Source organism: Rhodoferax sp. LS1R11, from assembly GCF_056521395.1.
In genome coordinates, this window is the sequence record NZ_JBWMAW010000005.1 from 59140 (window position 1) to 85763 (window position 26624).

Annotated in this window: 25 protein-coding genes and 1 tRNA gene; 15 read left to right on the top strand and 11 right to left on the bottom strand. The window is 59.0% G+C overall.

The genetic code is table 11. From position 1 onward, the window contains the following. Positions 1-2 precede the first annotated feature (2 nt). From AC097N_RS08305 to AC097N_RS08320, 4 genes are all read left to right on the top strand, one after another. On the top strand, positions 3-716 hold the full coding sequence (locus AC097N_RS08305) for a DsbC family protein (RefSeq protein WP_479580432.1): 714 nt from the start codon (positions 3-5) through the stop codon (positions 714-716). Continuing rightward, positions 716-2548 carry a M61 family metallopeptidase gene (locus tag AC097N_RS08310; RefSeq protein ID WP_479580433.1) on the top strand — a complete coding sequence of 611 codons (1833 nt, stop codon included), beginning with the start codon at positions 716-718 and terminating at the stop codon, positions 2546-2548. The genes AC097N_RS08305 and AC097N_RS08310 overlap by 1 nt, the downstream gene beginning before the upstream one ends. 48 nt (positions 2549-2596) lie before the next feature. Next, positions 2597-3376: an enoyl-CoA hydratase gene (locus tag AC097N_RS08315; protein ID WP_479580434.1), complete on the top strand. Its 780-nt coding sequence runs from the start codon at positions 2597-2599 to the stop codon at positions 3374-3376. A 37-nt stretch (positions 3377-3413) separates the two neighbouring features. Continuing rightward, positions 3414-3490 (top strand) — tRNA-Met (locus tag AC097N_RS08320). 105 nt (positions 3491-3595) lie between these two features. Here AC097N_RS08320 and AC097N_RS08325 read toward each other — a convergent pair. Both AC097N_RS08325 and AC097N_RS08330 read right to left on the bottom strand, forming a co-directional pair. Then, a complete protein-coding gene (locus AC097N_RS08325; protein ID WP_479580435.1) occupies positions 3596-3976 on the bottom strand; it encodes a hypothetical protein in 381 nt (126 codons plus the stop codon). A gap of 39 nt (positions 3977-4015) precedes the next feature. Further along, the gene (locus AC097N_RS08330; protein WP_479580436.1) at positions 4016-4333 is read right to left on the bottom strand and encodes a DUF6172 family protein; all 318 of its coding nucleotides are present in this window, start codon (positions 4331-4333) and stop codon (positions 4016-4018) included. A gap of 197 nt (positions 4334-4530) precedes the next feature. Here AC097N_RS08330 and AC097N_RS08335 point away from each other — a divergent pair, with 197 nt between their 5' ends. The 3 genes from AC097N_RS08335 to miaB all read left to right on the top strand — a co-directional run bounded on the left by AC097N_RS08335 (position 4531) and on the right by miaB (position 7808). Further along, positions 4531-5790: a DEAD/DEAH box helicase gene (locus AC097N_RS08335; protein ID WP_479580437.1), complete on the top strand. Its 1260-nt coding sequence runs from the start codon at positions 4531-4533 to the stop codon at positions 5788-5790. A 109-nt stretch (positions 5791-5899) separates the two neighbouring features. Continuing rightward, a complete protein-coding gene (locus tag AC097N_RS08340) occupies positions 5900-6355 on the top strand; it encodes a hypothetical protein (RefSeq protein WP_479580438.1) in 456 nt (151 codons plus the stop codon). A 109-nt stretch (positions 6356-6464) separates the two neighbouring features. After that, positions 6465-7808 carry a tRNA (N6-isopentenyl adenosine(37)-C2)-methylthiotransferase MiaB gene (gene miaB / locus AC097N_RS08345; RefSeq protein WP_479580439.1) on the top strand — a complete coding sequence of 448 codons (1344 nt, stop codon included), beginning with the start codon at positions 6465-6467 and terminating at the stop codon, positions 7806-7808. Between the two features lie 3 nt (positions 7809-7811). On the opposite strand, the gene AC097N_RS08350 is transcribed toward miaB, so the two are convergent. The 3 genes from AC097N_RS08350 to ffh all read right to left on the bottom strand — a co-directional run bounded on the left by AC097N_RS08350 (position 7812) and on the right by ffh (position 11080). Next, on the bottom strand, positions 7812-8573 hold the full coding sequence (locus AC097N_RS08350) for an ABC transporter permease (protein ID WP_479580440.1): 762 nt from the start codon (positions 8571-8573) through the stop codon (positions 7812-7814). After that, entirely contained in the window at positions 8570-9550 is a 981-nt protein-coding gene (locus AC097N_RS08355) for an ABC transporter ATP-binding protein (protein ID WP_479580441.1), read from the bottom strand. The genes AC097N_RS08350 and AC097N_RS08355 overlap by 4 nt, the downstream gene beginning before the upstream one ends. A gap of 165 nt (positions 9551-9715) precedes the next feature. Next, positions 9716-11080, bottom strand: a complete 1365-nt coding sequence (gene ffh, locus AC097N_RS08360) for a signal recognition particle protein (protein ID WP_479580442.1) — start codon at positions 11078-11080, stop codon at positions 9716-9718. 77 nt (positions 11081-11157) lie between these two features. Here ffh and AC097N_RS08365 point away from each other — a divergent pair, with 77 nt between their 5' ends. From AC097N_RS08365 to AC097N_RS08400, 8 genes are all read left to right on the top strand, one after another. Continuing rightward, positions 11158-11961, top strand: coding sequence for a cytochrome C assembly family protein (locus AC097N_RS08365; RefSeq protein ID WP_479580443.1), 804 nt, complete (start codon positions 11158-11160; stop codon positions 11959-11961). After that, positions 11958-12185, top strand: coding sequence for a PP0621 family protein (locus AC097N_RS08370; RefSeq protein WP_479580444.1), 228 nt, complete (start codon positions 11958-11960; stop codon positions 12183-12185). Before AC097N_RS08365 ends, AC097N_RS08370 begins: the two co-directional genes overlap by 4 nt. Next, complete coding sequence (locus tag AC097N_RS08375; protein WP_479580445.1) at positions 12186-13937, top strand: sensor histidine kinase; 1752 nt, start codon at positions 12186-12188, stop codon at positions 13935-13937. Then, positions 13916-15412 carry a sigma-54-dependent transcriptional regulator gene (locus AC097N_RS08380; protein ID WP_479580446.1) on the top strand — a complete coding sequence of 499 codons (1497 nt, stop codon included), beginning with the start codon at positions 13916-13918 and terminating at the stop codon, positions 15410-15412. The genes AC097N_RS08375 and AC097N_RS08380 overlap by 22 nt, the downstream gene beginning before the upstream one ends. After that, positions 15399-16010, top strand: a complete 612-nt coding sequence (ampD, locus tag AC097N_RS08385; protein WP_479580447.1) for a 1,6-anhydro-N-acetylmuramyl-L-alanine amidase AmpD — start codon at positions 15399-15401, stop codon at positions 16008-16010. Before AC097N_RS08380 ends, ampD begins: the two co-directional genes overlap by 14 nt. A 408-nt stretch (positions 16011-16418) precedes the next feature. Beyond that, entirely contained in the window at positions 16419-19343 is a 2925-nt protein-coding gene (locus tag AC097N_RS08390) for a ribonucleoside-diphosphate reductase subunit alpha (RefSeq protein WP_479580448.1), read from the top strand. A 134-nt stretch (positions 19344-19477) separates the two neighbouring features. Further along, positions 19478-20638, top strand: a complete 1161-nt coding sequence (locus tag AC097N_RS08395) for a ribonucleotide-diphosphate reductase subunit beta (RefSeq protein ID WP_479580449.1) — start codon at positions 19478-19480, stop codon at positions 20636-20638. Positions 20639-20810: 172 nt separating this feature from the next. After that, a complete protein-coding gene (locus tag AC097N_RS08400) occupies positions 20811-21377 on the top strand; it encodes a histone (RefSeq protein ID WP_479580450.1) in 567 nt (188 codons plus the stop codon). Between the two features lie 128 nt (positions 21378-21505). Here AC097N_RS08400 and AC097N_RS08405 read toward each other — a convergent pair whose 3' ends face one another. The 6 genes from AC097N_RS08405 to AC097N_RS08430 all read right to left on the bottom strand — a co-directional run bounded on the left by AC097N_RS08405 (position 21506) and on the right by AC097N_RS08430 (position 26575). Continuing rightward, on the bottom strand, positions 21506-22528 hold the full coding sequence (locus AC097N_RS08405; protein ID WP_479580451.1) for a zinc-ribbon and DUF3426 domain-containing protein: 1023 nt from the start codon (positions 22526-22528) through the stop codon (positions 21506-21508). 37 nt (positions 22529-22565) lie between these two features. Next, positions 22566-23471, bottom strand: coding sequence for a 50S ribosomal protein L11 methyltransferase (prmA, locus tag AC097N_RS08410; RefSeq protein ID WP_479580452.1), 906 nt, complete (start codon positions 23469-23471; stop codon positions 22566-22568). A gap of 12 nt (positions 23472-23483) precedes the next feature. Further along, a complete protein-coding gene (gene accC / locus AC097N_RS08415) occupies positions 23484-24833 on the bottom strand; it encodes an acetyl-CoA carboxylase biotin carboxylase subunit (RefSeq protein ID WP_479580453.1) in 1350 nt (449 codons plus the stop codon). 18 nt (positions 24834-24851) lie between these two features. After that, positions 24852-25304 carry an acetyl-CoA carboxylase biotin carboxyl carrier protein gene (gene accB / locus AC097N_RS08420; protein WP_479580454.1) on the bottom strand — a complete coding sequence of 151 codons (453 nt, stop codon included), beginning with the start codon at positions 25302-25304 and terminating at the stop codon, positions 24852-24854. A 114-nt stretch (positions 25305-25418) separates the two neighbouring features. Then, complete coding sequence (locus AC097N_RS08425; protein WP_479580455.1) at positions 25419-25985, bottom strand: TlpA disulfide reductase family protein; 567 nt, start codon at positions 25983-25985, stop codon at positions 25419-25421. Continuing rightward, complete coding sequence (locus AC097N_RS08430) at positions 25982-26575, bottom strand: hypothetical protein (RefSeq protein ID WP_479580456.1); 594 nt, start codon at positions 26573-26575, stop codon at positions 25982-25984. Before AC097N_RS08430 ends, AC097N_RS08425 begins: the two co-directional genes overlap by 4 nt. Positions 26576-26624: the final 49 nt, after the last annotated feature.

Below are 26624 nucleotides of genomic sequence, written 5' to 3' on the forward strand. Positions count from 1 at the left end.
CAATGAAACGACTTCAACTCGCGCTGATCACGGCCACGCTGGCCTTCTCCCTGGGCGCATCAGCGCAGGAAGCCACCATCCGCAAAAACCTGAGTGAACGGATTACCCAGCTTCAGCAAATTGACGAAATTTCCAAAAGCCCCATGCCCGGCCTGTTTGAGGTGCGTGTCAACGGCAGCGAAATTTACTACACCGATGTCGAAGGCAACTTCCTGATCCATGGCAATTTGTTTGACACCAAACAACGCCGCAATCTGACCGAAGAGCGCGTGGACAAATTGACGGCCATCAGCTTCGACGCGCTGCCGCTCAAAGACGCGTTCACGATCGTGCGGGGCAACGGCAAGCGCAAGCTCGCCGTTTTTGAAGACCCCAATTGCGGCTACTGCAAAAAGTTTGAGCGGGATCTGCAAAAAGTCGACAACGTGACGATTCACATGTTTTTGTACCCCATCCTCAGCGCAGACTCCAATGAAAAGTCCAAAAACATCTGGTGCGCCAAGGACAAAGCCAAGGCCTGGCAAGATTGGATGGTGCGCGAACAGTCCCCCGCCAATGCGACCTGCAACACGGCGTCACTGGAGCGCAACATCGAATTTGGGCGCAAGTACAAGATCACCGGCACACCGACGCTGGTGTTCATGGACGGATCGCGGGTGCCCGGCGCCATTGGTGCAGCCGAAGTCGAAAAACACCTGACTGCGGCTAAAAACTGATGTCGGCCGCAGCGGTTGGCTACCTCGTGCGGGTGGGGGATCTGCATGCCCACTTGTTTCATGTCACCCTGACCATCGCGCAGCCCACGACATTGCAGGGTGTGAGCCTGCCGGTGTGGATTCCGGGCAGCTACCTGGTGCGCGAGTTTTCCAAAAACCTGCAGGGCCTGCAGGCGCGCCAGGGCAACAAAGCCGTGCCCCTGACGCAACTGGACAAATGCAGCTGGCAAATTGCCTGCGCCACGGGCAAGCCCCTGGTGCTGAGCTATGAGGTGTACGCTTTTGACAACTCGGTGCGCACCGCCTGGCTGGACGCCGACCGCGGCTTCTTCAATGGCACCAGCCTGTGCCTGCGCGTTGAAGGCCAAGAGGCGGCACCGCACGAACTGACACTGATCCAGGACAAATCACTGCCCCACTGGCAAGTCGCCACCGGACTGACGGCCCAAAAGGTGACAAAAAACGGCTTCGGCACCTACCTCGCCGCCAACTACGATGAACTGGTGGATTGCCCGGTGGAAATGGGTACCTTCTGGCGCGGCGAATTCACGGCGGGCGGCATACCGCATCGCTTTGTGGTGGCTGGCGCTCCGCCCAGTTTTGATGGCGCGCGACTGCTCACCGACACCCAGGCCATTTGCGAAGCCGAAATGCAGTTCTGGCATGGCGAAAAAACGGGCGCCCGGTCCAAAAACAAGCCCCCGCATGCCAACTACCTCTTCATGCTCAACGCGGTGGACGACGGTTATGGCGGGCTGGAGCATCGCAACTCCACCGCCCTCATCTGTACCCGCCGGGACTTGCCCCGCATTGACAATCCGGCACTCAAGCCTCCAGCCAATGCGGCGCCGACCGCGAAGCCCAAACAATCCGACGGTTACACCACCCTGCTGGGGCTGATCAGCCATGAGTACTTCCACACCTGGAATGTCAAACGCCTGCGGCCTGCCGAATTTGCCAACTACAGCTACGGTGGCGAAAATTACACACAGCTGCTCTGGTTTTTTGAGGGATTCACCAGCTATTACGACGACCTGCTGTTGCGCCGTGCCGGTCTGATCGATGACGCCACCTACCTGAAACTGCTCACCAAAACCATCAACCAGGTCCTGCAAACGCCGGGGCGTGAAGTGCAAAGCGTGGCGCAGGCCAGCTTTGATGCGTGGGTGAAGTACTACCGCCAGGACGAAAACACACCCAATGCCACGGTGAGCTACTACACCAAAGGTGCCCTGGTGGCCCTGTGCCTGGACCTGACCTTGCGCCGGGAAGGCAAAACGACGCTGGACGCCGTGATGCGCGCCCTGTGGCTGCGTTGCCAGGGCGGCCCCATGCTGGAAGGCGACCTGCTCAGTGTAGTGACCGAACTCTCCGGGCGTTCCTTCGCGAAAGAAATCGCACGCTGGGTGCATGGCACGACCGACCTGCCCCTCAAACCCCTGCTGGAGGCGCATGGCATTGTGGTACTGGAAGAACCGGCCCAGATCGCACAGCGGCTGGGTCTGCGGGTCAGCGAAAGCGCCGGGCTTCAGATCAAGGTCGTCCTGCGGGGCGGTGCGGCGGAGCGTGCCGGATTTGCGTCAGGCGACGAGTGGCTGGGCATCGACACCGGCAACGGCAAGTTAGCCACCCGCTGGCGCATCAACAAGCTCGATGACCTGCTGCTCTACGCGGGCACCGTCACAAAGATCGGCGCCCTGGTGGCCCGTGACAAACGCTTGCTGACACTCAGCCTGACCCTGCCCAAGGCCGTGACGACCTGGCGACTGGTGGGGCGCGACCACAAGTTGCTGGGGCAGTGGCTCGGCACCAGCGGACTGTCAGGTCCCTGACTTCACTTGGCCCTATAGTGCATGTTTTGCAAAAACCCGGAAAGCCCCATGAACTACGAAATGATCAGTGTTCGCACCGAAGCCGACAAAGTGGGCATCGTGACCCTGAACCGCCCCAAACAGCTCAACGCGCTGAACGACCAGCTGATGGACGAACTGGGCGCCGCCCTCAAAGCCTTTGATGCCGACCCGGCCATTGGCTGCATGGTCGTCACGGGCAGCGAAAAGGCGTTTGCCGCCGGGGCCGACATTGGCGCCATGGCCACCTACACCTTTGCCGACGTCTACAAGGGCGACTACATTACCCGCAACTGGGAACAAATCCGCAGCATCCGCAAGCCCGTCATTGCAGCCGTCAGCGGCTTTGCGCTGGGCGGTGGGTGCGAGCTGGCGATGATGTGCGACTTCATCATCGCCGCGGACAACGCCCGCTTTGGCCAGCCCGAGATCAAGCTGGGCGTGATTCCCGGCGCAGGCGGCACACAGCGCCTGCCGCGCGCCGTCGGCAAAGCCAAGGCCATGGACATGGCCCTGACCGGCCGCATGATGGACGCGGTGGAGGCCGAACGCGCCGGGCTGGTCAGCCGGGTGGTGCCGCTGGACAAGCTGATGGAAGAAACATTGGCAGCCGCCTTGATGATCAGCGAGTTCTCCCAAATTGCCACCATGGCGGCCAAAGAGTCCGTCAACCGGGCGTTTGAAGGTTCATTGAGCGATGGCGTGGCTTTCGAGCGCCGCATGTTCCACGCCCTGTTCGCCACGGCAGACCAAAAGGAAGGCATGGACGCTTTTGTGAACAAGCGAAAAGCAAATTTCGGCAACCACTGAAGCGCGCCCGTTTAAGCCGCTATAATTCTGGCCTGTTGGTGATATAGCTCAGTTGGTTAGAGCGCAGCATTCATAATGCTGATGTCGGTGGTTCAAATCCACCTATCACCACCAAGTTTTTTGAAAACCCGCACAAGCCCCGGCTTCTGCGGGTTTTTTGTTGCCTGTGCAAATGGCCTGCACGGCGCACCTCCGGCTGGGCTTGCACCGGGGGCGGGGTCAGTCGGGGGCAAACTCGGCTCTGAACGCCTCGCAAAACTGCGGGCTGCCGCTCAGGGACAAGGTAACCGTATGCCGTGGCGGCCCGGTCGGGTCAAGGTGGCTGGTGATTCGCCCCGAGTGTTCGTCAAAATCAAAGGACTCGTGGGCCGACCACTCCTGCTGGCCCTGCAGGTTGAAATCCCACTCACCGCCCTCGTCCAACGGCGCCCGCATGTCAGGGAAGGACGCATGCGCCCATGCCAGCACCTGCGCGATTTCAGTGCGCACCACGGCGACCTGCTGGGGCCCGGTGGAAGCCATTGCGTCGAAGGTGCCCCAGCCCTGCTCGTCCTCACTGAACTCAAAGTCCAGAAAGATCAGGGGCGGGTTCTCACTCATCATCAAGCCGCTATGTCTTGAGCTGGTCGTGATCCGGACTTATTCGTCCTGGTCCAAGTCGACCGCATCGGCCGGTTTGGCGGTGCGATGACCTGTTTTGGCCAGCAACTCAAGGTAAAACTGCTCACCGCCCTCTTGGGCCACCCCGTCGATCAAACCGGTGATGGTGGCGAAGTGCACAACGACCGCGACATCTTCGCTGACACCAAATTTGCAGTCAAAGTCCCAATAGTCCACGCCTTCGGGCAAGGGCACGCGGCGCTGGCGCTTGACGTATTTCCGGATCTCGTGTTTGACGGCTTCCAGCACGCGATCACGGTTTTTACCTTCGATGTTTAATTTGAATGTTTTTTTCACAATGGCCTTTGTATCTGTCTGATCTCCCCCTGCTGGGTTCGATTCGCAAGGGGCTGATTATCCCCCCTGGCCTTCCCAGAAGGCCAGACAGCTTAAAATGCAGGGTTACCGCGCACCTCTTTCAGGCCCGCCCTCTGCCGAAACGGGCCGCGCATTGAGCCCTGTCGGCCCCACCTCTCTCCAAAAAGCGCCCGTCCATGCCATTTTCCTCACTGGGTTTGTCCCCTGCCCTCCTGCGCGCTGTCAGTGCCAAGGCCTACCTGGCGCCCACGCCCATCCAGGCAGCGGCAATTCCGGCCGCCCTGCTGGGCCGCGATGTTCTGGGCTCGGCGCAAACGGGCTCCGGCAAGACGGCGGCTTTTGCGCTGCCCCTGCTGCAACAACTTGAAAACGCGTCGCTGGAAAGCCCCCGGCGGGTCCGCGCGCTGATCCTGGTGCCCACGCGCGAGTTGTGCGCCCAGGTGGGTGAGGAGATTCGCGAACTGGCGCAGCATCTGCCCCGGGCCGTGAAGGTGTCCATCGTGTTTGGTGGCGTGTCCATCAACCCGCAGATGATGCGGCTGCGCGGCGGCACCGACATTGTGGTGGCCACGCCCGGGCGTTTGCTGGACCTGGTGGACCACAACGCGCTCCATCTGGGCAGCGTGTCCACCCTGGTGCTGGACGAGGCGGACCGCCTGCTGGACCTCGGGTTTGCCGAAGAACTCAACCGCGTGCTGCGCCTGGTGCCAGAAAAGCACCAAAATCTGTTTTTCTCTGCCACCTTTCCGCCCGCGGTGCAGGCCCTGGCGCAAACCCTGCTGCGCGATCCGGTTCGCGTTGAAGTGGCGCCTGCACCTGAAACCACGCCGGACATCACCCAACGGGCCATCGCAGTGGATACCGGACGACGCACCCAATTGCTGCGCCACCTGATTCAGCAAAACCGCTGGACCCGCGTGCTGGTGTTTGTGGCGACCAAACACGCCGCCGAGATGGTGGCCGACAAGCTGCGCAAGGCCCGCATCTACGCCGAGCCGTTTCATGGCGAGCTGAGCCAGGGCAAGCGCACGCAGGTGCTAGCGGACTTCAAGGCCTCTCGCCTGAAGGTGGTGATTGCCACCGATGTCGCCGCCCGCGGCCTGGACATTGCCCAGCTGCCGGTGGTGGTGAACTACGACCTGCCCCGCTCGGCGGTGGACTACACCCACCGCATCGGGCGCACCGGGCGGGCCGGGGAAAGCGGCTTGGCGGTGAGCTTTGTCAGCGCCGACACCGAAGCGCATTTCCGCCTGATTGAAAAGCGCCAGGACTTGAGCCTGCCGCTCGAAAGCGTCGAAGGTTTCGAGGCGGTTGAAACGGCGGTCGCCACGGTGCCGAGCGACGGTGAGCCCAGCGCGCCCTCCAACGGCGGCATCAAGGGCAAACGACCGAGCAAAAAAGACAAGCTGCGCGCCGTGGCGGCCCGGGGTCAATAGGTCTGCGCACCAGCCCTTCACGCAAGTGATTGATTTACAATGAGTTTTAGCCAGGGTGAGCACCGCGCACCCTGAACGACTCCCAACCCTCAGCCTCTGGATGTACACCATGAACCGCTGCTTCAAAACACCACTCGCCGGGCTTCTGGCGATGCTCGTCATCACGGGCACTGCCGCGCTGAGCCCCGCACCGGCCTTCGCCCAAGCGCTGGTGCGTGAGTTTCCAGCCGCCGCCAAACGCGGCATGCTGGAGGTTACCGCGCCACCTGCTGTGCTGATCAACGGCACGGCCACCCGCCTCTCGCCGGGCGCGCGCATCAAAGGCGTCACCAATGCCCTGGTGATGTCTGGCACCCTGGTGGGCAGCCGCGTGTTGGTCAACTACGTGACCGACCCGCAAGGCATGGTTCACGAGGCGTGGATCCTGAGCCCGGAAGAAGCGCAGGTGAAGCGCGCCGGCATGGAGTCGGTGCGCAACTATGTCTTCAGCTCCGACGCCAACAAACCCAAGGTCGATGACGGCAAAACCCCGTTCGACCAGCTGCCCAAGTTTCCCCAGCAGTAGCCGGGCAGGGCCTGGCAGGCGCTCCAAAATTTATAAGAAATCGGCCTCTAGCCCACGTCCTACGTGCGCATATAGCTATTAATTTAATAGCATTTAATAAAGTATTCCCATGAGCAAAAAAGTCTTTATAAAAACCTTCGGCTGCCAGATGAACGAGTACGACTCGGGCAAGATGGCCGATGTACTGAACGCCGCCCAGGGCTATGAGCCCACCGACAACGTGGACGAGGCCGACCTGATTTTGTTCAACACCTGCTCGGTGCGCGAGAAGGCCCAGGAAAAGGTGTTTTCTGACCTGGGACGCGTCAAGCACCTGAAGAAAAAAGGCGTGCTGATTGGCGTGGGTGGCTGCGTCGCCAGCCAGGAAGGCGCGGCCATCATCGAGCGCGCGCCTTATGTGGACGTGGTCTTTGGCCCGCAAACCCTGCACCGCCTGCCGCAGATGCTGGCCGCGCGGGATGCGCAAAACCGCCCGCAAGTGGACATCAGCTTCCCCGAAATTGAAAAGTTCGACCACCTGCCACCCGCCAAGGTGGAGGGTGCCTCCGCTTTTGTGAGCATCATGGAAGGCTGCTCCAAATACTGCAGCTACTGCGTGGTGCCCTACACCCGTGGTGAAGAAGTCTCGCGCCCGTTTGAAGACGTGCTGGTCGAGGTGGCCGGTCTGGCCGACCAAGGCGTGAAAGAAGTCACGCTCTTGGGCCAGAACGTGAACGCCTACCGCTCCACCATGGGCGATACGGCCGAACTGGCCGACTTTGCCACGCTGCTGGAATACGTGTCCGACATCCCCGGCATCGAGCGCATCCGCTACACCACCAGCCACCCCAACGAGTTCACGCCGTCACTGATTGCGGCCTACGACAAGCTGCCCAAGCTGGTGAGCCACCTGCACCTGCCGGTGCAGCACGGCTCGGACCGCATCCTGATGGCCATGAAGCGCGGCTACACGGCCATGGAATACAAATCCACCGTGCGCAAGCTGCGCGCCATTCGCCCCGACATGGCGATGAGCAGCGACTTCATCGTCGGCTTCCCCGGTGAGACCGAGGACGACTTCAACAAGATGATGAAGCTGATTGACGACGTGGGTTTTGACAACTCCTTCAGTTTCATCTTCAGCCCCCGCCCCGGCACGCCCGCGGCCAATCTGCATGACGACACGCCGCACGAGGTGAAGCTGCGCCGCCTGCACCACCTGCAAGGCGTCATCAACGACAGCATCAAGCGCATCTCCGAGAGCCGCCTGGGCACGGTGCAACGCATTCTGGTGGAAGGGCCGTCCAAGCGCGACGGCTCTGAGCTGATGGGTCGCACCGAGTGCAACCGGGTGGTGAACTTTGTTGGCCAGCCCCGGCTGATCGGCCAATTGGTGGACGTCAACATCACCGAAACCCGCACCTTCACGCTGCGCGGCGAGGTGCTGACCCAGGATGTGCCGCTGGCGGTTTGAGCGCTAGTTGCGGATCTTGTAGCCGGTCTTGAACACCCACCACACGAAGGTCATGCAGATGACCAGGAACGCCAGTGTCATGCCGACGCTCACGGCCATGTTCACGTCGGCCACGCCGTAAAAGCTCCAGCGAAAGCCGCTGATCAGGTACACCACCGGATTGAAGAGGCTGATTTTTTGCCACAGCGGGGGCAGCATGTTGATGGAGTAGAACGCCCCGCCCAGAAAGGTGAGCGGCGTGACGATCAGCATCGGGACCACCTGCAGCTTCTGGAAACTGTCGGCCCACAGCCCGATGATGAAACCGAACAGGCTGAACGTGACCGCCGTCAGCAACAGGAAACCGATCATCCACACCGGGTGCGCAATCTCGTAGGGCACAAACAAACGGGCCGTACCCAGGATCAGCAGGCCCAGCATGACCGACTTGGTGGCCGCCGCGCCCACGTAACCCAGCAAGACCTCGATCCAGTTGACCGGGGCCGAGAGCAACTCGTAAATGGTGCCCGACCACTTGGGCATGTAGATGCCGAACGAGGCGTTCGAGATGCTCTCGTTGAGCAGGGACAGCATCACCAGTCCGGGAATGATGAAGCCGCCGTAGCTCACGCCATCGATGTCCCCCATGCGCGAGCCGATGGCCGTGCCAAACACGATGAAATACAAGGATGTTGAGAGCACCGGCGCGGCGATGCTTTGCATCACGGTGCGAAAGGTGCGCGCCATCTCAAAACGGTAAATGGCGCGTATGCCGTGCAGGTTCATGCGAGGGCCTCCTTGGGCTGGTGCACCAGACTGACAAAAATATCTTCGAGCGAACTCTCGCTGGAGCGCAGGTCCTTGAAGTCGATGCCGTGCTCGCCCAGCGTGCGCAGCAGCGCCGCGATGCCGGTTTCTTCCTTCTGGGTGTCAAAGGTATAGACGAGGGTGTGGCCGTCGGCCGAGAGCTCCAGCGACCAGGCCGCCAGGCCCGCGGGAAGCTGGGTCATGGGGTGCTGCAGGGTGAGCGTGAGCTGCTTTTTGCCGAGCTTGCGCATCAGCACCAGCTTGTCTTCCACGATGACCAGTTCGCCCTTGTTGATGACACCGATGCGGTCGGCCATGTCCTCGGCCTCCTCGATGTAGTGCGTGGTCAGGATGATGGTGGTGCCGCGGTCGCGCAGTTCCCGCACCATGCGCCACATGTCGTGCCGCAACTCGACATCCACGCCCGCACTGGGCTCGTCCAAAAACAAAATCTTGGGTTCATGCGACAGTGCCTTGGCAATCAGCACGCGGCGCTTCATGCCACCCGACAGGGTCATGATCTTGGCGTCGCGCTTGTCCCACAGCGACAAATCCCGCAGCACCTTTTCCAGGTAAGCGGGGTTGGGCGCCTTGCCGAACAGGCCGCGGCTGAAGTTGACCGTGGCCCAGACCGACTCAAAGGCATCAGTGTGCAGCTCCTGCGGCACCAGCCCGATGGCGGCCCGGGCCGCGCGGTAGTCGCGCCGGATGTCGTGCCCGTCGGCGATGACCGTGCCGGTTGTGGCGTTGACGATGCCGCAGATGATGCTGATCAGCGTCGTCTTGCCCGCCCCATTGGGCCCGAGCAGGGCAAAGATCTCGCCCCGCCGGATGTCCAGGTCAATGTGCTTGAGTGACTGGAAGCCACTGGCGTAGGTCTTGCCAATGCCGCGCACGCTGACGATGGGGTCGCCAACGCCGGTGGACAAGGATGCGGTTGCAGGTGAAGTGGTCATGCTCGGATCAAGTGCAGCCCAAGGCTGTGAACGGGTACAAAAGCGCAGGGCGCTGACCACGCGAACATGGACCCAGCGCCCCAAAATTTACTATCAATTTAATAGCGACATGTGCACGTCTGACGTGGGCTACAGGCCGATTTCATCAAAAAAACTCTGGCTGGCTTAAAACGGCATCTTGGGCATGCCTTTCATGCCCCCCATGCGCTTCATCATCTTCATCATGCCGCTGCCCTTCATCTTCTTCATCATGTCCTGCATTTGCTCAAACTCCTTGAGCATGCGGTTCACTTCCTGAACATGCACGCCAGCGCCCGAGGCAATGCGGCGCTTGCGCGTGGCCTTGATGAGATCGGGCTTGCGGCGCTCCAGCGGCGTCATGCTGTGGATGATGCCTTCCTTGCGCTTGATGTCTTTCTCGGCGCGGTCCATGTCCATCTGACCGGCCTTGGCCGCCATGCCCGCGGGCAGTTTGTCCATCAGGCTGGACAGGCCGCCCATCTGTTTCATCTGCTGGATCTGGGCCAGGAAGTCATTGAGGTCAAACCCGGCGCCGCTCTTGATCTTGGCAGCCAGCTTTTGCGCCGCCGCCACGTCCACGCCCGCCGTGACCTGCTCCACCAGCGCCAGGATGTCGCCCATGCCCAGGATGCGCCCGGCATGGCGCTCGGCATCGAACACCTCCAGACCGTCAATTTTTTCGCTGGTGCCGGCAAACTTGATCGGCGCCCCGGTGACCTGACGCACCGACAGTGCCGCGCCACCGCGTGAGTCACCATCGAGCTTGGTCAGGATGATGCCGGTGAGCGGCAGCGCTTCCTTGAAGGCCTTGGCGGTGTTGACCGCGTCCTGGCCCTGCATGGCATCGACCACAAACAGGGTCTCCACCGGGTTCAGAACCGCGTGCAAATCCTTGATCTCGCGCATCAGCGCTTCATCAATCGCCAGACGACCGGCCGTGTCAACCAGCAGCACGTCAAAGAAGTGCTTTTTGGCGTAGTCCAGCGCCGCCAGCGCAATGTCGACGGGCTTTTGGTCCGGCGAGCTGGGGAACCACTCGGCGCCAGCCTGGGCGGTGACGGTTTTGAGCTGCTCAATAGCGGCCGGGCGGTACACGTCGCCGGACACCGTCAGCACTTTTTTGCGGCGCTTCTCAATCAAGTGCTTGGCAAGCTTGGCCGTGGTGGTGGTTTTACCGGCGCCCTGCAGACCCGCCATCAGGATCACGGCCGGGGGTTGCGCCGCCAGGTTGATGTCGCTGATGCCCTCGCCCATGGTGATGGCGAGTTCCTTGTTGACGATGCCCACCAGGGCCTGGCCCGGCGAGAGCGACCCCAGCACGTCATGGCCCAGCGCCTTGTCCTTGACGCGGGCAATAAAGTCGCGCACGACGGGCAAGGCCACGTCGGCCTCCAGCAGGGCCATGCGCACTTCGCGCAGCATGTCGGCCACATTGGCCTCGGTGATGCGCGCCTGGCCACGAATTTCCTTGACGAGGCGGGAGAGTTTGTCGGTAAGGGCGGAAGCCATAGGGAGTATTCCGGTCAACGGAACCTTGGTTGGGTGCCAACAGAGATTGGCAATATGCAAAACGCTAAACTGTACCCATGATTTTAGCCAGTGCTTCCCCCCTCAGCCTGACCCTCGCGCTGGGTGCGGCCATTGCCTACGGTGTGTCGGCGGTGGGCGCCTCGCGGCTGGGGGCCTGGGTGGCTCGCTCAGCCGTGTGGGTGGCGTGGCTGTTGCATGGGTTGGTGTTGGCATGGAGCCTGTTTGGGGATGAACCCCGCTTTGGCTTTGCACCGGCCTTGTCAGTCACCACATGGCTGGTGGCGGCCGTGTACGCGATCGAGAGCCATGTGTTTCCCCAGTTGCAGACGCGCTGGACGCTGGCGGTGCTGGGCGCGCTTGCGGTCTTGCTGGCCGCCCTGTTTCCCGGCACGCCTTTGCGCGCATCCACCTCGACCTGGCTGCCCATGCACTGGGCCCTGGGGATCGCCTCCTACGGCTTGTTTGGTGTGGCCGTGGTTCACGCCTGGTTCATGACCCGGGCCGAAGCGCGCATCCGCCAGGGCAGTGACCCTCACAGCGGTCTGCCCTTGCTGACCATGGAGCGCCTGACCTTCCGGTTTGTGGGCGCCGGCTTCCTGTTGCTGACAGCAACCCTGTTGATGGGCGTTCTGTTTGAAAAGCAGCTCTACGGTTCGTCCACCCCGTTGAAGTGGGACCACAAAACCGTGTTCTCCGTGTTGTCCTGGCTTACCTTTGCCATTCTGTTGCTGGGCCGGGCGCGTTTTGGGTGGCGTGGCAAGCGGGCGGTACGGGTTCTGTATATCGGGTCCGGGCTGCTGTTGCTGGGGTATATCGGGTCACGCTTTGTCATGGAGATCATTCTCGGGCGGTCTCTATGAAGTTCTATCTGATCATTGGGGTGGTGCTGGCCTGCATCTGGCTCTGGCGCTCCAACCGCCAATCAGACCCCAAACTGCGTCGGCAAAACACCAAGCCCCCCCCGGAGCCGCTGGACATGGTGCGTTGTGCCTTGTGCGCCGTGCATGTACCGGCATCCGATGTCGTCCAGGGCAAAAAGGGCGTTTACTGCAGCGCCGAGCACCGTCAACGCGCGGAGCCCTGAATGAGCGTGCCGCTGGATGCGCCGTCGGGCTTCGGCCACTCGATGCTGGAGTCCGGCATCGACCAGGCGGACAAGCCCCGCGAATTTGTGAGGTTGTGGCGCGGGTTCATGACCGCACGCGTCACGCTGGGGCTGATGCTGGTGGTCTTGCAAGGCACCCTGTACACCTTCTCGACGACCAACAACGCCACCCTGCTCCTGATCTGCTCGGCTTATTTTGCGGCCGCACTGGCCGTGAGGCTGCGTGCCCAGGCACGCCAGCTGGGCAAAACGTTCGATGCCCACTGGATCAGCACGGTCGGGGTCGACATCCTGACCTTCTCGGCCCTGCAGGTGGTCCAGGGCAACAACATCAATTACGCGCCCATGCTGGCCTTGCCGGTGCTGATGGCGTCGGTTCTGGGGTCGATGCTGCTGTCTCTGGGCACCGCGGCGGGCGTGACGCTGCTGTTGTTCGCCTATGCGACGCTGATTTCGGTTCAAGTGCCCGGCGATACGCCCACGCATTTTTTGCAGGCCGCCCTGGCGGGTTCCGGCTTCTTTGCCATTTCATTTCTGGCCAGCCAGATTGCAAGCCGACTGGTCAATGTGGAATTGCGGGCACAACGCAACCAGCTGGCGGTGCGGGTCCAACGCCAGGTCAACGAACTGGTGATTGAGTCACTGGCCGACGGCATTCTGGTCGTTGACCCCCGCGGCACGGTGCGCTTGGCCAACCCGGCGGCCCGACAATTATTGGGAGCGACCCATGAGGCGCAGCGCCGGTCGTTCGATCTGGCGGCCCTGAGCGAGTGGCACGGACTGGTCGAACTGATGCAACTCAGCTTTTTGCGAGATGAACCCCAACAGACGGACATCACCATCCAGCCTGCCGGGCAGGGCCCCCGGCGCGTGCAGGTGCGCACGCAATTGACCGCCACCCAAGGCGGCATTGACAGCTTGTGTGTCATGTTCCTGAAAGATCAGCGCGAGATGGAAGCCCGTTTGCGCACCGAGAAACTGGCCAGCATGGGGCGCATGTCGGCCGCCGTGGCCCACGAGATACGCAACCCGCTGGCCGCCATCGCGCAAGCCAATGCCTTGCTGGATGAAGACCTCTCAGACCCCCGGCTCAAACAACTGACCCGCATGGTTGCGCAAAATGCCAAGCGGCTTGAAAAGATCGTGGAAGATATTTTGAACCTCTCCCGGGTGCAGCAGGACGACAATCCCGCCCCCGCAAACGGATTGCTGTTGAACGCGGCCATCAACATCATTTGCAACGACTGGCGCGACCAGACCGGCAGTGGACAGGTGCTCTCCGTCACACTGCCCGGCAAAGGCATCGAGGTGAGCTTTGAGCCGGAGCATTTGCGACGGATTCTGATCAACCTGCTTGACAATGCGCGCCGCTACGCGACTCAGCAGCCGGGAGCCATTCAAGTGCACGTGGGAACCACCCTGACCGGGCAAGGAACACTGAGCGTCTGGAGCGACGGCCAGCCGATGGATCAGTCGGTAGAGCGCCATTTGTTTGAACCCTTTTTCTCCTCCGAGAGCCGATCCAGCGGCTTGGGGCTCTATATCTGCCGTGAACTGTGCGAGGGGCACGGTGCCTCGGTCAACTATTTTCGGAAATGGCGGACCATGCGGGGTGATCCGGTCGAAGGCAATGAGTTTCAGGTGACCTTCCGCCTCAACCCCCTACCCAACAGCATGAACGTGAACAGCGACAGCACAACAGCAACATCATGGCCTCAAATTCAGCGTTGAACTCAACCCGCATCCTGGTGGTCGACGACGAGCCCGACTTGCGCACCCTGTACGAGTTGACGCTCCTGCGCGAGGGTTACCAGGTCGAAGCCGCCGAAAACCTGGCCGATGCGCTGCATCTGCTGGACGAGCACAGCTTTGACGTGGTCATCACCGACATGCGGCTGCCGGATGGCTTGGGCATTGAACTGCTCCGGCACGTCAAGACGGCGCAACGCCGCGAGCGTTGTGTGGTCATCACGGCTTACGGCTCGGCCGAAAACGCCGTGGAGTCCCTCAAGGCGGGCGCCTTTGACTACCTGACCAAACCGGTGGACCTCAAGCAGTTCCGAACCGTCATTGCCTCCGCCGTGCAGAACCCGACGCCACAGGGCGCACCTGCTACGCGCGTCGCATTCCGGCCGGGGGAATTGCACTCACCGGCCAGAGCGCCCTCTGACGGCGAGGCAACGCTGCGCAAGCTGGTGGGCGAATCGCCCAGCATGCGGCTGGTCAAGGAACGCATCGTCAAAGTGGCCCGCAGCATGGCACCTGTTCTGGTCCATGGCGAATCCGGTACCGGCAAGGAACTGGTGGCCAGCGCCATCCACGCCAACAGCCACCGCCATGCCAGTGCCTGGGTGGCGGTCAATTGCAGCGCCATCCCGGAAACCCTGCTGGAGACCGAGTTTTTCGGGGCCAAAAAAGGATCGTATACCGGCTCCACCCAGGACCGTGTCGGGTTTTTCCAGGCTGCCAGCGGTGGCACCCTGTTTTTGGATGAAATTGGCGACCTGCCTTTGGCCATGCAGTCCAAACTGTTGCGCGCCATTCAGGAAAGGCGCATTCGCCCGATCGGGGCAACGCAGGAGGAGCCGGTCGATGTCCGGATCATCAGCGCCACCCACAAGAACCTCGCCGCCGAAGTGGCTGCCGGCCGCTTTCGCCAGGACTTGTATTACCGGTTGAACGTGATTGAAGTGCTCATCCCGCCGCTGCGTGAGCGACGCGAAGACCTGCCAGCCTTGTGCAAGGCGCTGCTGCGCCGGATCGCCCAGGAATCAGGCATACCGATTCCCACCTTGTCGTCATCGGCACTTGAGCGCATCCTGAGTGACCCGCTGACCGGCAATGTGCGTGAACTGGAGAATCTGTTGCACCGGGCGGTCGCCCTGTGTGACGACGATGAGCTCCAGATTGAGCCTGCCGCACCTCAGCCCGAAGTGCCCCCACCCGCTGTCGTGATCACTCAAGTCGCCTCGGTCACAGAACCGCCCCCCCTCCATGACGAGCCAGTCACCATACCGAGCGATTTGCAGAGCCATCTGGACAGCCAGGAGCGCGAAATACTGATTCAGGCGCTGCGGGAAAGCGGCTTCAACCGCACGGCGGCGGCCACCCGGCTGGGCATCAGCCTGCGCCAGATACGCTACCGGATTGCCAGACTCAATATTGACGGCCCCCAAACCAGCGAGTCGTCCGATGAACCCGCCTGACCAGACCCTGCCCCTACCGCTTTGGATCGACGGCTGGTACCAGTTTTCGGGACGCATTGTCTCCCCGAACTTCGGCCCGCGACCGCCGCAGACGAAGGTTGACCTGCTTGTTCTTCACTCCATCAGCCTGCCACCCGGTCGATACGGTGGTGACGAAGTTCAGCGCCTCTTCACCAACCAACTCGTCTGGGACGGACACCCTTACTTTCAGAGCATTCGCGGCATGGAGGTGTCGGCCCACTTTTATATCCGGCGCAATGGCGATCTCCTGCAGTTCGTCAGTTGCAATGAGCGCGCCTGGCACGCCGGGCAATCCAGCTACCGCGGGCGCAGCAACTGCAATGACCATTCCATTGGCATTGAACTTGAAGGACTGGAAGGCGACCTGTTTGAGGCAGCGCAGTATGAAACACTGGCAAGCTTGTGTGCGGCCATCGTCGCGCAGTACCCCATTGCCCACATCGCAGGCCATGAACACCTGGCACCAGGCCGCAAAGCCGACCCCGGCTGCGGTTTTGACTGGCCATTGATGCAACAAAGTCTGGGTCTGGCGTCTCGGTACTTTCCCGATGGTGTTTTGTCAAAAAACGTCATCTGAAAATAATTTCTCACGCCAGCCAGGCAGCAACCTGGGAGTTTTTCCTGCCGGAAAAATCACTGAAACTCAGGCAACATGCGGCTCTCAACGGGAAAAGCCTTGGAAAGCCTTGTATTTGCTGGGTGCCGGAAATTTTTCCTTGATTTTTCAGGGGTTCCAGACCGATTCGAACGGTCCCCGCGCAGCCCCAGGTGAACAGCGTCTTTCAATCGCTTGGGATTGCTTGCAGCGCTTTCCAGATAGAATTCCAAGATCCAAACGAAACACTACCTGTAGTGGCTTGTAATCACTCAAGACCCCATATATAGTGTGTTCTGCCTGTGAGGCTGGGTCACCATCCAGCGGCTCCCCAAGGAGCCGCGGAGCCCCCCAAATCAACACCACATTCAGCTAAAGACGAGGAATCTAATGCAAACCGCCTTGAACACACAAGAAGCCGTACCGACCGGTGTTCTCACTCAATTCAGCCCCGATGGCGCCACCATCACCGCGCCTCAATCACTGAGCCACTACCAAATCCTTCGCCGCAACGGTGCGGTGGTGCCCTTTGAGCCCAACAAGATAGCCGTGGCGATGATGAAGGCATTTCTCGCGGTGCATGGCACACAGGGCGCGGCCTCTGCCAGTGTTCGTGAAACCGTTGATGTGTTGACGCAGGGTGTGATCCGGGCCTTGATGCGTTCGCGTCCCGGTGGCGGCACATTCCACATCGAAGACGTACAGGATCAGGTTGAACTCGGCCTGATGCGTGGCGGCCATCATGAAGTGGCACGCGCCTACGTGTTGTACCGTGAAAAACACAATCAGGAACGCGCCAAAAAGATCGTGCAGGAGACGCCCAAGGCGCCAGCGCTGCATGCCTTGGACAACGGTCAGCGTGTTGTTCTGGATCTGGACCGCCTGAACGGGCTGATTCGGTCCGCCTGCGCCGGTCTGGGCGCCGATGTGAAGCCTGAGCCCATCATGGCTGAGACGATGCGTAACCTGTACGACGGCGTCCCCATGGACGAGGTCTACAAAGCCTCCGTTTTGGCAGCACGCACGCTGATTGAAAAAGACCCTGACTACACCTACGCCACCGCACGCCTGCTGTTTCACACCATTGCCAAGGAAGCCCTGGGCAAGGATGTGGTGCAGGCCGACATGGCGCAAGCCTATGTGGACTACTTCCCCGGCTTCATCCAGAAGGGCGTCGACAACGAACTGCTGGATGCCAAACTGCTTAAATTTGACTTGCCACGTCTAAGCGCAGCGCTCAAGGCAGACCGGGACCTGAAGTTTGACTACCTCGGCCTGCAAACCCTGTATGACCGCTATTTCCTGCACATTGGCAAAACCCGTATTGAATTGCCCCAGGCATTTTTCATGCGCGTGGCGATGGGCCTGTCCCTCGAAGAGGCTGACCGCGAAGCCCGCGCCATCGAGTTCTACGAGGTGCTGTCCTCATTCGACTTCATGTCCAGCACACCGACGCTGTTCAACAGCGGAACGTTGCGCTCGCAGCTCTCCAGCTGCTACCTCACTACCGTTCCAGACGATCTGGATGGCATTTATGAGTCCATCAAGGAGAACGCACTGCTTTCCAAATTTGCGGGCGGACTGGGCAATGACTGGACGCGTGTGCGGGCCTTGGGCTCCCATATCAAGGGCACCAATGGCGAGTCGCAAGGCGTGGTTCCCTTCCTGAAGGTGGTCAACGACACGGCTGTAGCAGTCAACCAGGGCGGCAAGCGCAAAGGAGCAGTCTGCACCTACCTCGAAACCTGGCACCTCGACATTGAAGAGTTCCTGGAGCTGCGTAAAAATACCGGTGATGACCGCCGCCGCACCCATGACATGAACACCGCGAACTGGATTCCTGACCTTTTCATGCGTCGCGTCATGGAAAAAGGCCAGTGGACCCTGTTCTCCCCCAACAACGTGCCCGACCTGCACGACAAGTTTGGTGCCGATTTCGAAAAAGCCTATGTGGCTTACGAAGAAAAGGCAGCCCGCGGCGAGATCAGGCCAGCACGCACCCTGCAGGCGGCTGATCTGTGGCGAAAAATGCTCACCATGCTGTTTGAAACCGGTCACCCCTGGATCACATTCAAAGACGCCTGCAATGTTCGCTCCCCCCAACAACATGCCGGTGTGGTGCATTCCAGCAACCTGTGTACTGAAATCACGCTGAACACCAGCGACACGGAAACTGCGGTGTGCAACCTGGGTTCGGTCAATCTGCTGCAACACATCAAGAACGGCGTGCTCGATCACACCAAGCTGCAAAAGACCATCACGACCGCAATGCGCATGCTCGACAACGTGATCGACATCAACTACTACGCTGTCAAAAAAGCGCGTGAGTCCAATATGCGTCATCGTCCGGTGGGACTGGGCGTGATGGCGTTCCAGGACAGCTTGTATGAGTTGCGCATTCCCTATGCGAGCGACGCTGCCATCGAGTTTGCCGACAAATCGATGGAAGCCATTTGCTACTACGCGTATTGGGCATCCACCGAACTGGCACGTGAACGCGGCCAGTACTCCAGCTTCAAGGGATCCCTGTGGGACCAGGGCATTTTGCCCATTGACACATTGGACATGCTGGCCCGTGAGCGCGGTGGCTATGTCGAAGTCGACCGCTCGTCCACGATGGATTGGGAGGCCTTGCGCACCAAAATTGCCAAGGACGGCATGCGCAACTCCAATTGCACCGCCATTGCTCCGACCGCCACCATTTCCAACATCATTGGTGTGGATGCGTCCATCGAACCCTGCTTTGGCAATCTCTCCGTCAAATCCAACCTGTCGGGTGAATTCACCATCATCAATGGCTATCTGGTGCAAGACCTCAAGCGTCTGGGTCTGTGGGATGACGTCATGGTCATGGATCTCAAACACTTTGACGGCTCCTTGAGCCCGATTGACCGGGTTCCTGCCGATATCAAGGCCTTGTACGCCACGGCCTTTGAGGTCGAAACACGCTGGCTGGTCGAGGCAGCAGCCCGTCGCCAAAAATGGATTGATCAGGCCCAGTCCCTCAACATCTACATGGCAGGCGCTTCCGGCAAAAAACTGGATGAGACCTACAAACTGGCCTGGGTTCGCGGCTTGAAAACAACCTACTACCTGCGCACCATGTCGGCCACCCATGCCGAGAAATCAACGGTCACTGCAGGCCGCATGAATGCGGTGTCCTCTGGGGGCGAACCAACTCACGCCAGCGGTGCTGGCATGAGTGCGCTGGATGCGGCTGCGGCTGCGGCACAAATCCAGATGGCAGCGATGGGTCCTGCAACTGACATCAAGTTTTGCGGTGTTGACGATCCGACCTGCGAGTCTTGTCAATAAGCTTTGAACCATCGTCAAAAGTGCTGTGATGCGATGCTGCGGAACAACACTCGACACCTCTTTTTTAAAGCAGCGAACATGAAGACTTTTCATTTCATTTCGCTGCTCTCATAATCCGCTGATTGGAATTATTTATGTTGTCCTGGGACGAAGAAGTCAAGCCCATTCCGCCATTGCCTCAAGCACGCGGCTTATCCAGCAGCCTCACTGAAGAGACGTCTCTGCCAACCGCGCAAAACCCAACTTTTGACGAGCTGGGAACTGCACCCATTGCCCCGCGGCGCGTCAATGCGGCAGACAAACGCATCATCAATGGCAAGACTGACGTCAACCAGTTGGTGCCTTTCAAGTACAAATGGGCTTGGGAAAAATACCTCTCCAGCTGCGCCAATCACTGGATGCCGCAGGAAGTCAACATGACCCGCGACATTGCACTCTGGAAAGACCCTAACGGGCTCACCGAAGATGAGCGTCGCATCATCAAGCGCAACCTGGGATTCTTCGTAACCGCTGACTCGTTGGCGGCCAACAACATTGTGCTGGGTACCTATCGCCACATCACGGCGCCTGAGTGCCGACAGTTCCTTTTGCGCCAGGCGTTTGAAGAAGCGATTCACACGCATGCCTATCAGTACATCGTTGAGTCTCTGGGGCTCGACGAAAGCGAGATCTTCAACGCGTACAACGAAGTGAAGTCGATCCGCGACAAGGACCAGTTTTTGATCCCGTTCATTGAGGCCATCATGAATCCGGAATTCAAAACCGGCACGCATGAGACTGACCAAACGTTGCTGAAATCACTGATCGTGTTCGCCTGCCTGATGGAAGGCTTGTTCTTCTATGTCGGCTTCACTCAAATTCTCGCTTTGGGTCGCCAGAATAAGATGACTGGCGCTGCCGAACAGTACCAATACATCCTGCGTGATGAATCCATGCACTGCAACTTTGGCATTGATTTGATCAACCAGCTCAAGCTGGAGAATCCACAACTGTGGACTGCCGAGTTCAAAGCTGAGATCAAAACCCTGTTTGAAACTGCCGTAGAACTGGAATACCGGTACGCAGAAGACACCATGCCCCGCGGCGTGTTGGGCATGAATGCATCCATGTTCAAGGGCTACCTTCGTTACATCGCCAATCGCCGCGCCACTCAGATTGGTCTTGAAGCGCTTTACCCGAACGAAGAAAATCCGTTCCCATGGATGAGCGAAATGATCGACTTGAAGAAGGAAAGAAACTTCTTCGAAACCCGAGTTATTGAATATCAGTCCGGCGGCGCTCTGTCCTGGGATTGATGCCGACTATGGCGATAAGAATTACACAAACTGCTGCAGCCTGCCCCGAAGAGGGCCATGGCAGTTTGTGCACCCGAGTTCATGGTGTTGGGGTTGATCCCAGCGCCATGAATCGCTTCATGCACACCAACGCGCACGAAGTGCTCTTTGTAAATTGATCAAGGAGAAAATGATGGCAACTGCAAAAAAAATGGTCGCAAAAAAGACCGCCCCAGCAAAGAAAGCGGCAACAGCCAAGAAGGCTGCACCAGCGAAAAAAGTCGTAGCCCAAAAAGCGGCTCCGGCAAAAAAGGCTGTACCAGCCAAGAAAGTAACCGCTAAAAAAGCTGTCCCAGCCAAAAAAGCCGCGCCAGTCAAGAAGGTTGCTGCCAAAGCCGCACCCGCCAAAAAAGCGGCTGTAACGAAGAAAGCTGCACCGGTCAAAAAAGCAGCACCCACCAAGAAGGCCGTCGTCAAAGCCGCGCCTGCCAAAAAGGCTGCCGTAGCGAAGAAAGCTGCACCGGCCAAGAAGGCCGTCGTCAAAGCCGCACCCGCCAAAAAAGCGGCTGTAGCGAAGAAAGCTGTATCAGCCAAAAAAGTAGCACCAGCAAAGAAAGTTGCTGCTGTAAAAAAACCAGTAGCGAAAAAACAAGTCGCAAAAAAAGGGGCGAAACCAGCCTCTTCGCCAGCAACGACTGCTGCACAGACGACCTTGAATCCACAGGCCGCGTGGCCGTTTCCAACGGCTACCAAGCCCTGAGGCCTCCTTGCAGGTCTAATCAAAGCCCGGCGTCGAAAGACCCCGGGCTTTTTGCTGGTTACTTACAAAGCGTGTCGCGATAAGCATCACGACATCCAGTTGGATCCTATATTTTCCCTGTGAAAGAGTCAGGGATAGAAAGCAAGCAAGCGATAGCCAACCACCTTGTCAGCTGCCGCATTGGCTTTGACCGTCATCCCAAATTGCGCCGACCACTCGGCACCCGCAGCCAACGGTCCCGATTTGGTCGTGAGTTCAGAAGGCGGGAAGACTCGCCGCAAAACGGCCTGATCAGCAGAGTCCGTGAGCGTCAACTCCATTGCGGGAACCGCCAGCGGAGTTGTGGCTGAGTTTTTGAGCGTGAAACTCAAGGTATAGGCGTCACCTCGGATTTTGGTAAACGAGGAACTCTCAATGGCAATCGACCCAATATGCCGAAGCGGCGACAGACTGCAATTGAATGGCTGGCAAAATGCCTCCAGCCATGGCGCCAGGCCGGGCACCGCTGCTGCAAGGCGGTCACGCTCCTGAAAAACGACCTGCCCCGTCAATCCAATGAAAAGCAATGTGCTCAAGACAAGCAAGATCACTTGCATGAACGTGTGTTGCCAGAAACCTCTCTTGTCTTCCCCCTGCAAGAAAGAAACGACCTCGGATTCCTGTAGCTTATTTGCCTCAACCGGTGCAACGATCTCAACGTCAGTTTCAGTTTCAACGTCAGCATCCACCACAACGTCGGGATATTGAACTTGGGAGACGGGTGCAACGATTTCCGAGACAGATGCGACCGGCGCTTCCTGCACAACAAACTCGGCCGATGTAGGGCTTTCTTCTGGGTACTCAAACGCCTCTGTCAAACCTTCATCAGAGACAGGCGACCGAAACTGCAGGATATAGGGGTCAACCGCGGCGACATCGATCTCATCAGACGGGATAATGTTGGAGAGATCCACTGCGCCAGCGTCGTGCTTGGGCTCAATTGCAGGCACCCATGGCGTTGATTCTTCAGGTACTGCCTGCACAAGATGAATCGACGCGTCGAAAATCTCGTCGCACTGACCGCAACGAACCCAACCTTCCGAAATTCGGAGTTGGTCGGGCACAACCCTGAACATGGTCTGGCAGGCCGGGCAACGTGTAATCAGGCTCATTTTCAGCGAATTGTAGAGCCCGAAAATCCGGAAAGTTTCAGCGGGTAGCGGTCATCAAAATCCAGCCATCTTCCTGATCAGAGACGGTCAGCTGGCAATAGGGCGCATACGCTTCCTTGAGCTCATCGGCCTGGCGTTCAAGAATGCCGGCCAATACCAATGAACCACCAGGCGCTATCCGGGACCAAAGAAGTGGCGCCAAGACCTTCAGCGGCGAGGCCAAAATGTTGGCCAGTACGGTTTGATAGACACCGGAGACCACGTCTGGCAAGCCGGCATTGAGCTTGACCTCATTCGCCTGCGCATTGAGCACCGTCGATTCAACCGCTGCATCGTCAATGTCGACGGCATCGATGTCAAGTGCACCGTGTTTGGCGGCCCCGATGGCGAGAATACCGGACCCACATCCATAGTCAAGCACCCGTCCCAGTGGCTGGGCAGCCATGGCATCACCCAAGGAGGCATGACGCGCAATCCAGCGCAAACACATCCTTGTGGTGGGATGAGTTCCGGTGCCAAACGCGAGACCAGGATCGAGACGAATGATGATACGGGCCTGCGCTGGCGGCTCATGCCAAGTTGGCACAATCCAGAACTCAGGTGTGATGTCCACCGGTGTGAACTGGGACTGCGTCAAACGCACCCAGTCCTGCTCAGGAACCTCCTGTACACCCAGGACCTGGCAATCGGCAAAAAAGTCCTGAAGCACCAGGAGCGCCAATGCATCGCGTGCCAAGGGCTCCGTCTCATACAACGCGACGACCCGTGAACGCTGCCAGCCGTCTTTGGGCGGCGGCATGCCAGGCTCCCCGAACAGTGCGACTTCCGCATCGGTCTGCGCGTCTGCGTCTTCCACGCTGACACTCAGGGCATCCAATGCATCCAGCGCATCACTCAAGGTCTCGACCCGACTCTCCGGGCACATCAGGCTTAGTTCAAACATGCAATATCAGTCTCAACGCTTGTGCTGGCTAAGCCATTCTTCGAGGTAGTGGATATTGGTCGCGCCGGACATGAACTTGGCATCGACCATCAACTCGCGATGAAGCGGAATATTGGTATTGATGCCTTCAACGACCGTCTCGCCCAAGGCGGTACGCATACGGGCCAGGGCCTGTTCACGTGTATCGCCATGAACGATGATTTTTCCGATCATGGAATCATAGTTGGGTGGTACAAAGTAGTTGGTGTAGATATGGGAATCCACCCGCACACCCGGACCACCCGGTGCGTGCCACATCGTGACGCGTCCCGGCGACGGGATGAACTTGTAAGGATCTTCCGCATTCACACGGCATTCAATCGCGTGACCTCGAATTTCGATTTGCCGCTGTGTGAATGGCAATTTTTCACCTGCCGCCACCATGATCTGGGTCTTGACAATGTCAATTCCGGTAATCATTTCCGTTACAGGATGTTCCACCTGAACGCGGGTATTCATCTCAATAAAGTAGAACTCGCCATCCTCATACAAAAACTCGAACGTACCGGCACCACGGTAACCAATTTTCTTGCAGGCGGCCACACAGCGTTCACCCACACGCTCGATGAGCTTGCGGGGAATACCGGGTGCAGGCGCTTCTTCCAGAATTTTTTGGTGACGTCGCTGCATGGAGCAATCACGCTCCCCCAGATAAACCGCATTTTTGTACTTGTCAGCCAGAATCTGGATCTCGATGTGCCTGGGGTTCTGCAGGAACTTCTCAAGATACACCGCGGGGTTGCCGAAAGCCGCCCCGGCCTCGGCCTTGGTCATGGCCACCGCATTGATCAACGCGGCTTCCGTGTGCACCACACGCATGCCACGTCCGCCACCACCGCCCGCCGCCTTGATGATGACGGGATAACCCACCGCCTTGGCAATGCGGCGAATCTGAACCGGGTCGTCAGGCAATTCACCCTCGGAACCCGGCACACAAGGTACACCCGCCTTGATCATGGCCTGCTTGGCAGACACCTTGTCACCCATGATGCGAATGGACTCAGGCGTTGGGCCAATAAACTGGAACCCGCTTTTTTCCACCCGCTCGGCAAAGTCGGCGTTTTCACTCAAAAACCCGTAACCGGGATGAATGGCCTCAGCATCGGTCACTTCGGCGGCCGAAATGATCGCCGGCATGTTGAGGTAACTCAGGGACGACGGCGCTGGCCCGATACACACCGACTCCTCGGCCAGCTTGACGTACTTGGCCTCGCGATCAGCTTCGGAATAGACCATCACAGCCTTGACACCGAGTTCGCGACAGGCACGTTGAATTCTTAGGGCGATTTCGCCCCGATTGGCAACCAGGATTTTCTTGAACATGGGTAGTACAGCGTTACATCACTCAATGATGAAGAGAGGCTGCCCGTACTCAACAGCCTGACCGTTCTCACAAAAAATCTGCGTCACGACGCCGGATTTGTCGGCCTCAATTTCATTGAGAATCTTCATGGCTTCGATGATGCAGACGGTTTCGCCTTCCTTGATGGAGTCGCCGATCTCCACAAAAGACTTGGCGCCAGGAGATGCCGAACGATAAAAAGTGCCCACCATGGGCGATTTGACGGTATGTCCAGGGGCAACCACAATGGGTGCCGCCACGGGGACTGCCGACTCCGCGACCAGCCCCTGCACGGGAGCTGGCGTCATCATGGCCACCGGCGCATACTGTTGAACCATTGCACCGCCGCCTTTGACGATGCGGACTTTGCCTTCTGCTTCAGTGATTTCCAATTCAGAGACATTTGATTCCGACACGAGGTCAATCAGCGTTTTCAGTTTTCTTAGGTCCATGGGATCTCCAACGATTATCAATAAATGACTGGCGAATTTACCTTAAATTCCAACAAACACAGCCATCTTCTTGTATTTTACAGATACTCAATCAACCCTCCGTGCCGATTGAGGCTACTTCAGGGCCATCCACGCGAGCAGATCGGCGGGTGTTACCTTGCCCATTTTACGGTGAGCGACCCGACCATCCGATCCCAGCACCACCGTGAACGGCAAACCACCGCTCAGGTTGCCAAGAGATTTACTGATCTCAATGCCGGGCATGCCAGCCATCGCCACCGGAAAAGTGACCGGCGTCTTGGCCAGAAAACGCTTGACGGGATCAACCTGATCAACGGCCAAGCCGACAACTTGCCAGCCTTTGGCCGAATTTTCCTTAAAAAAGGTACTCAGCAGAGGCAATTCCTCAACACACGGTGGGCACCAGGTTGCCCAAAAATTTAACAACATAGGCTTGCCCTGCAAAGACGTCATGTGCAGGGGTATGCCCTCCGGGGTTGAAAACGTCAGGGGCCACAACAATGATTCAGCGCCAGGCGCCATGGCCTGCGGTTGATACCGTTGCCAGGCCACGCCAGCCCCCCCCAGGGCAGCCGCACCCGCCACGACACTCATCAACCAACGTCGGCGGTTGTTGGCCCGTTTTTCAGAAACTTCATTCGGTACAGATGCTTGCGTCATGCGGCCTGATCATGCAACAAACGCCGAACCGCCGCCACATCCCCACGCGGTGTGCGCCCTTTGGCGTCAGGCCGCATGGCGCCACGCACGTCGTCATGGTCATAGACCAACAGATGGACCCCCACCTCTTCGTTGAGATCCGGACAAAAAGCATGCACACTCAACGCTTCGACGGATTCCCCATTGAATCCGGTCACGGTTCGCGGCACGTAATCCACTCGGTGGTCAATCAAGGAGATTTCAGCGGATTTGCTGTCATCACAAAACAATTGAATGTAAATATCTGACAAGCGCGTGGCCGTTCCGTGCCACACGGCCCCGCCCAGACAGGGCCGAAACTCGGCCATGCGCTCCATCCAGACCACGGCCAGACGGCGCAAAGCCTGCAATTCGCCAGGTTGTGTTTCGGCGCAGAAGAGCGCGATGTACGCCACCACCGCATCCTCCACCTCGTCGTTACCCGGCAAGGCGGTGCGCAGCGGCAGCCCCATTTGTTTGACCGCGCGGCGTTTGGCCGGACCAAACTCGAGCCCCTCCTCCACCACCATGCGGGCCGCCACAGCGGAGATTTCTGATTTCAGCGTGTCCATAGCGCGCTATTTTGCCCCGCATTTTTCCGCCATGCTGCCAGCCTAAAAT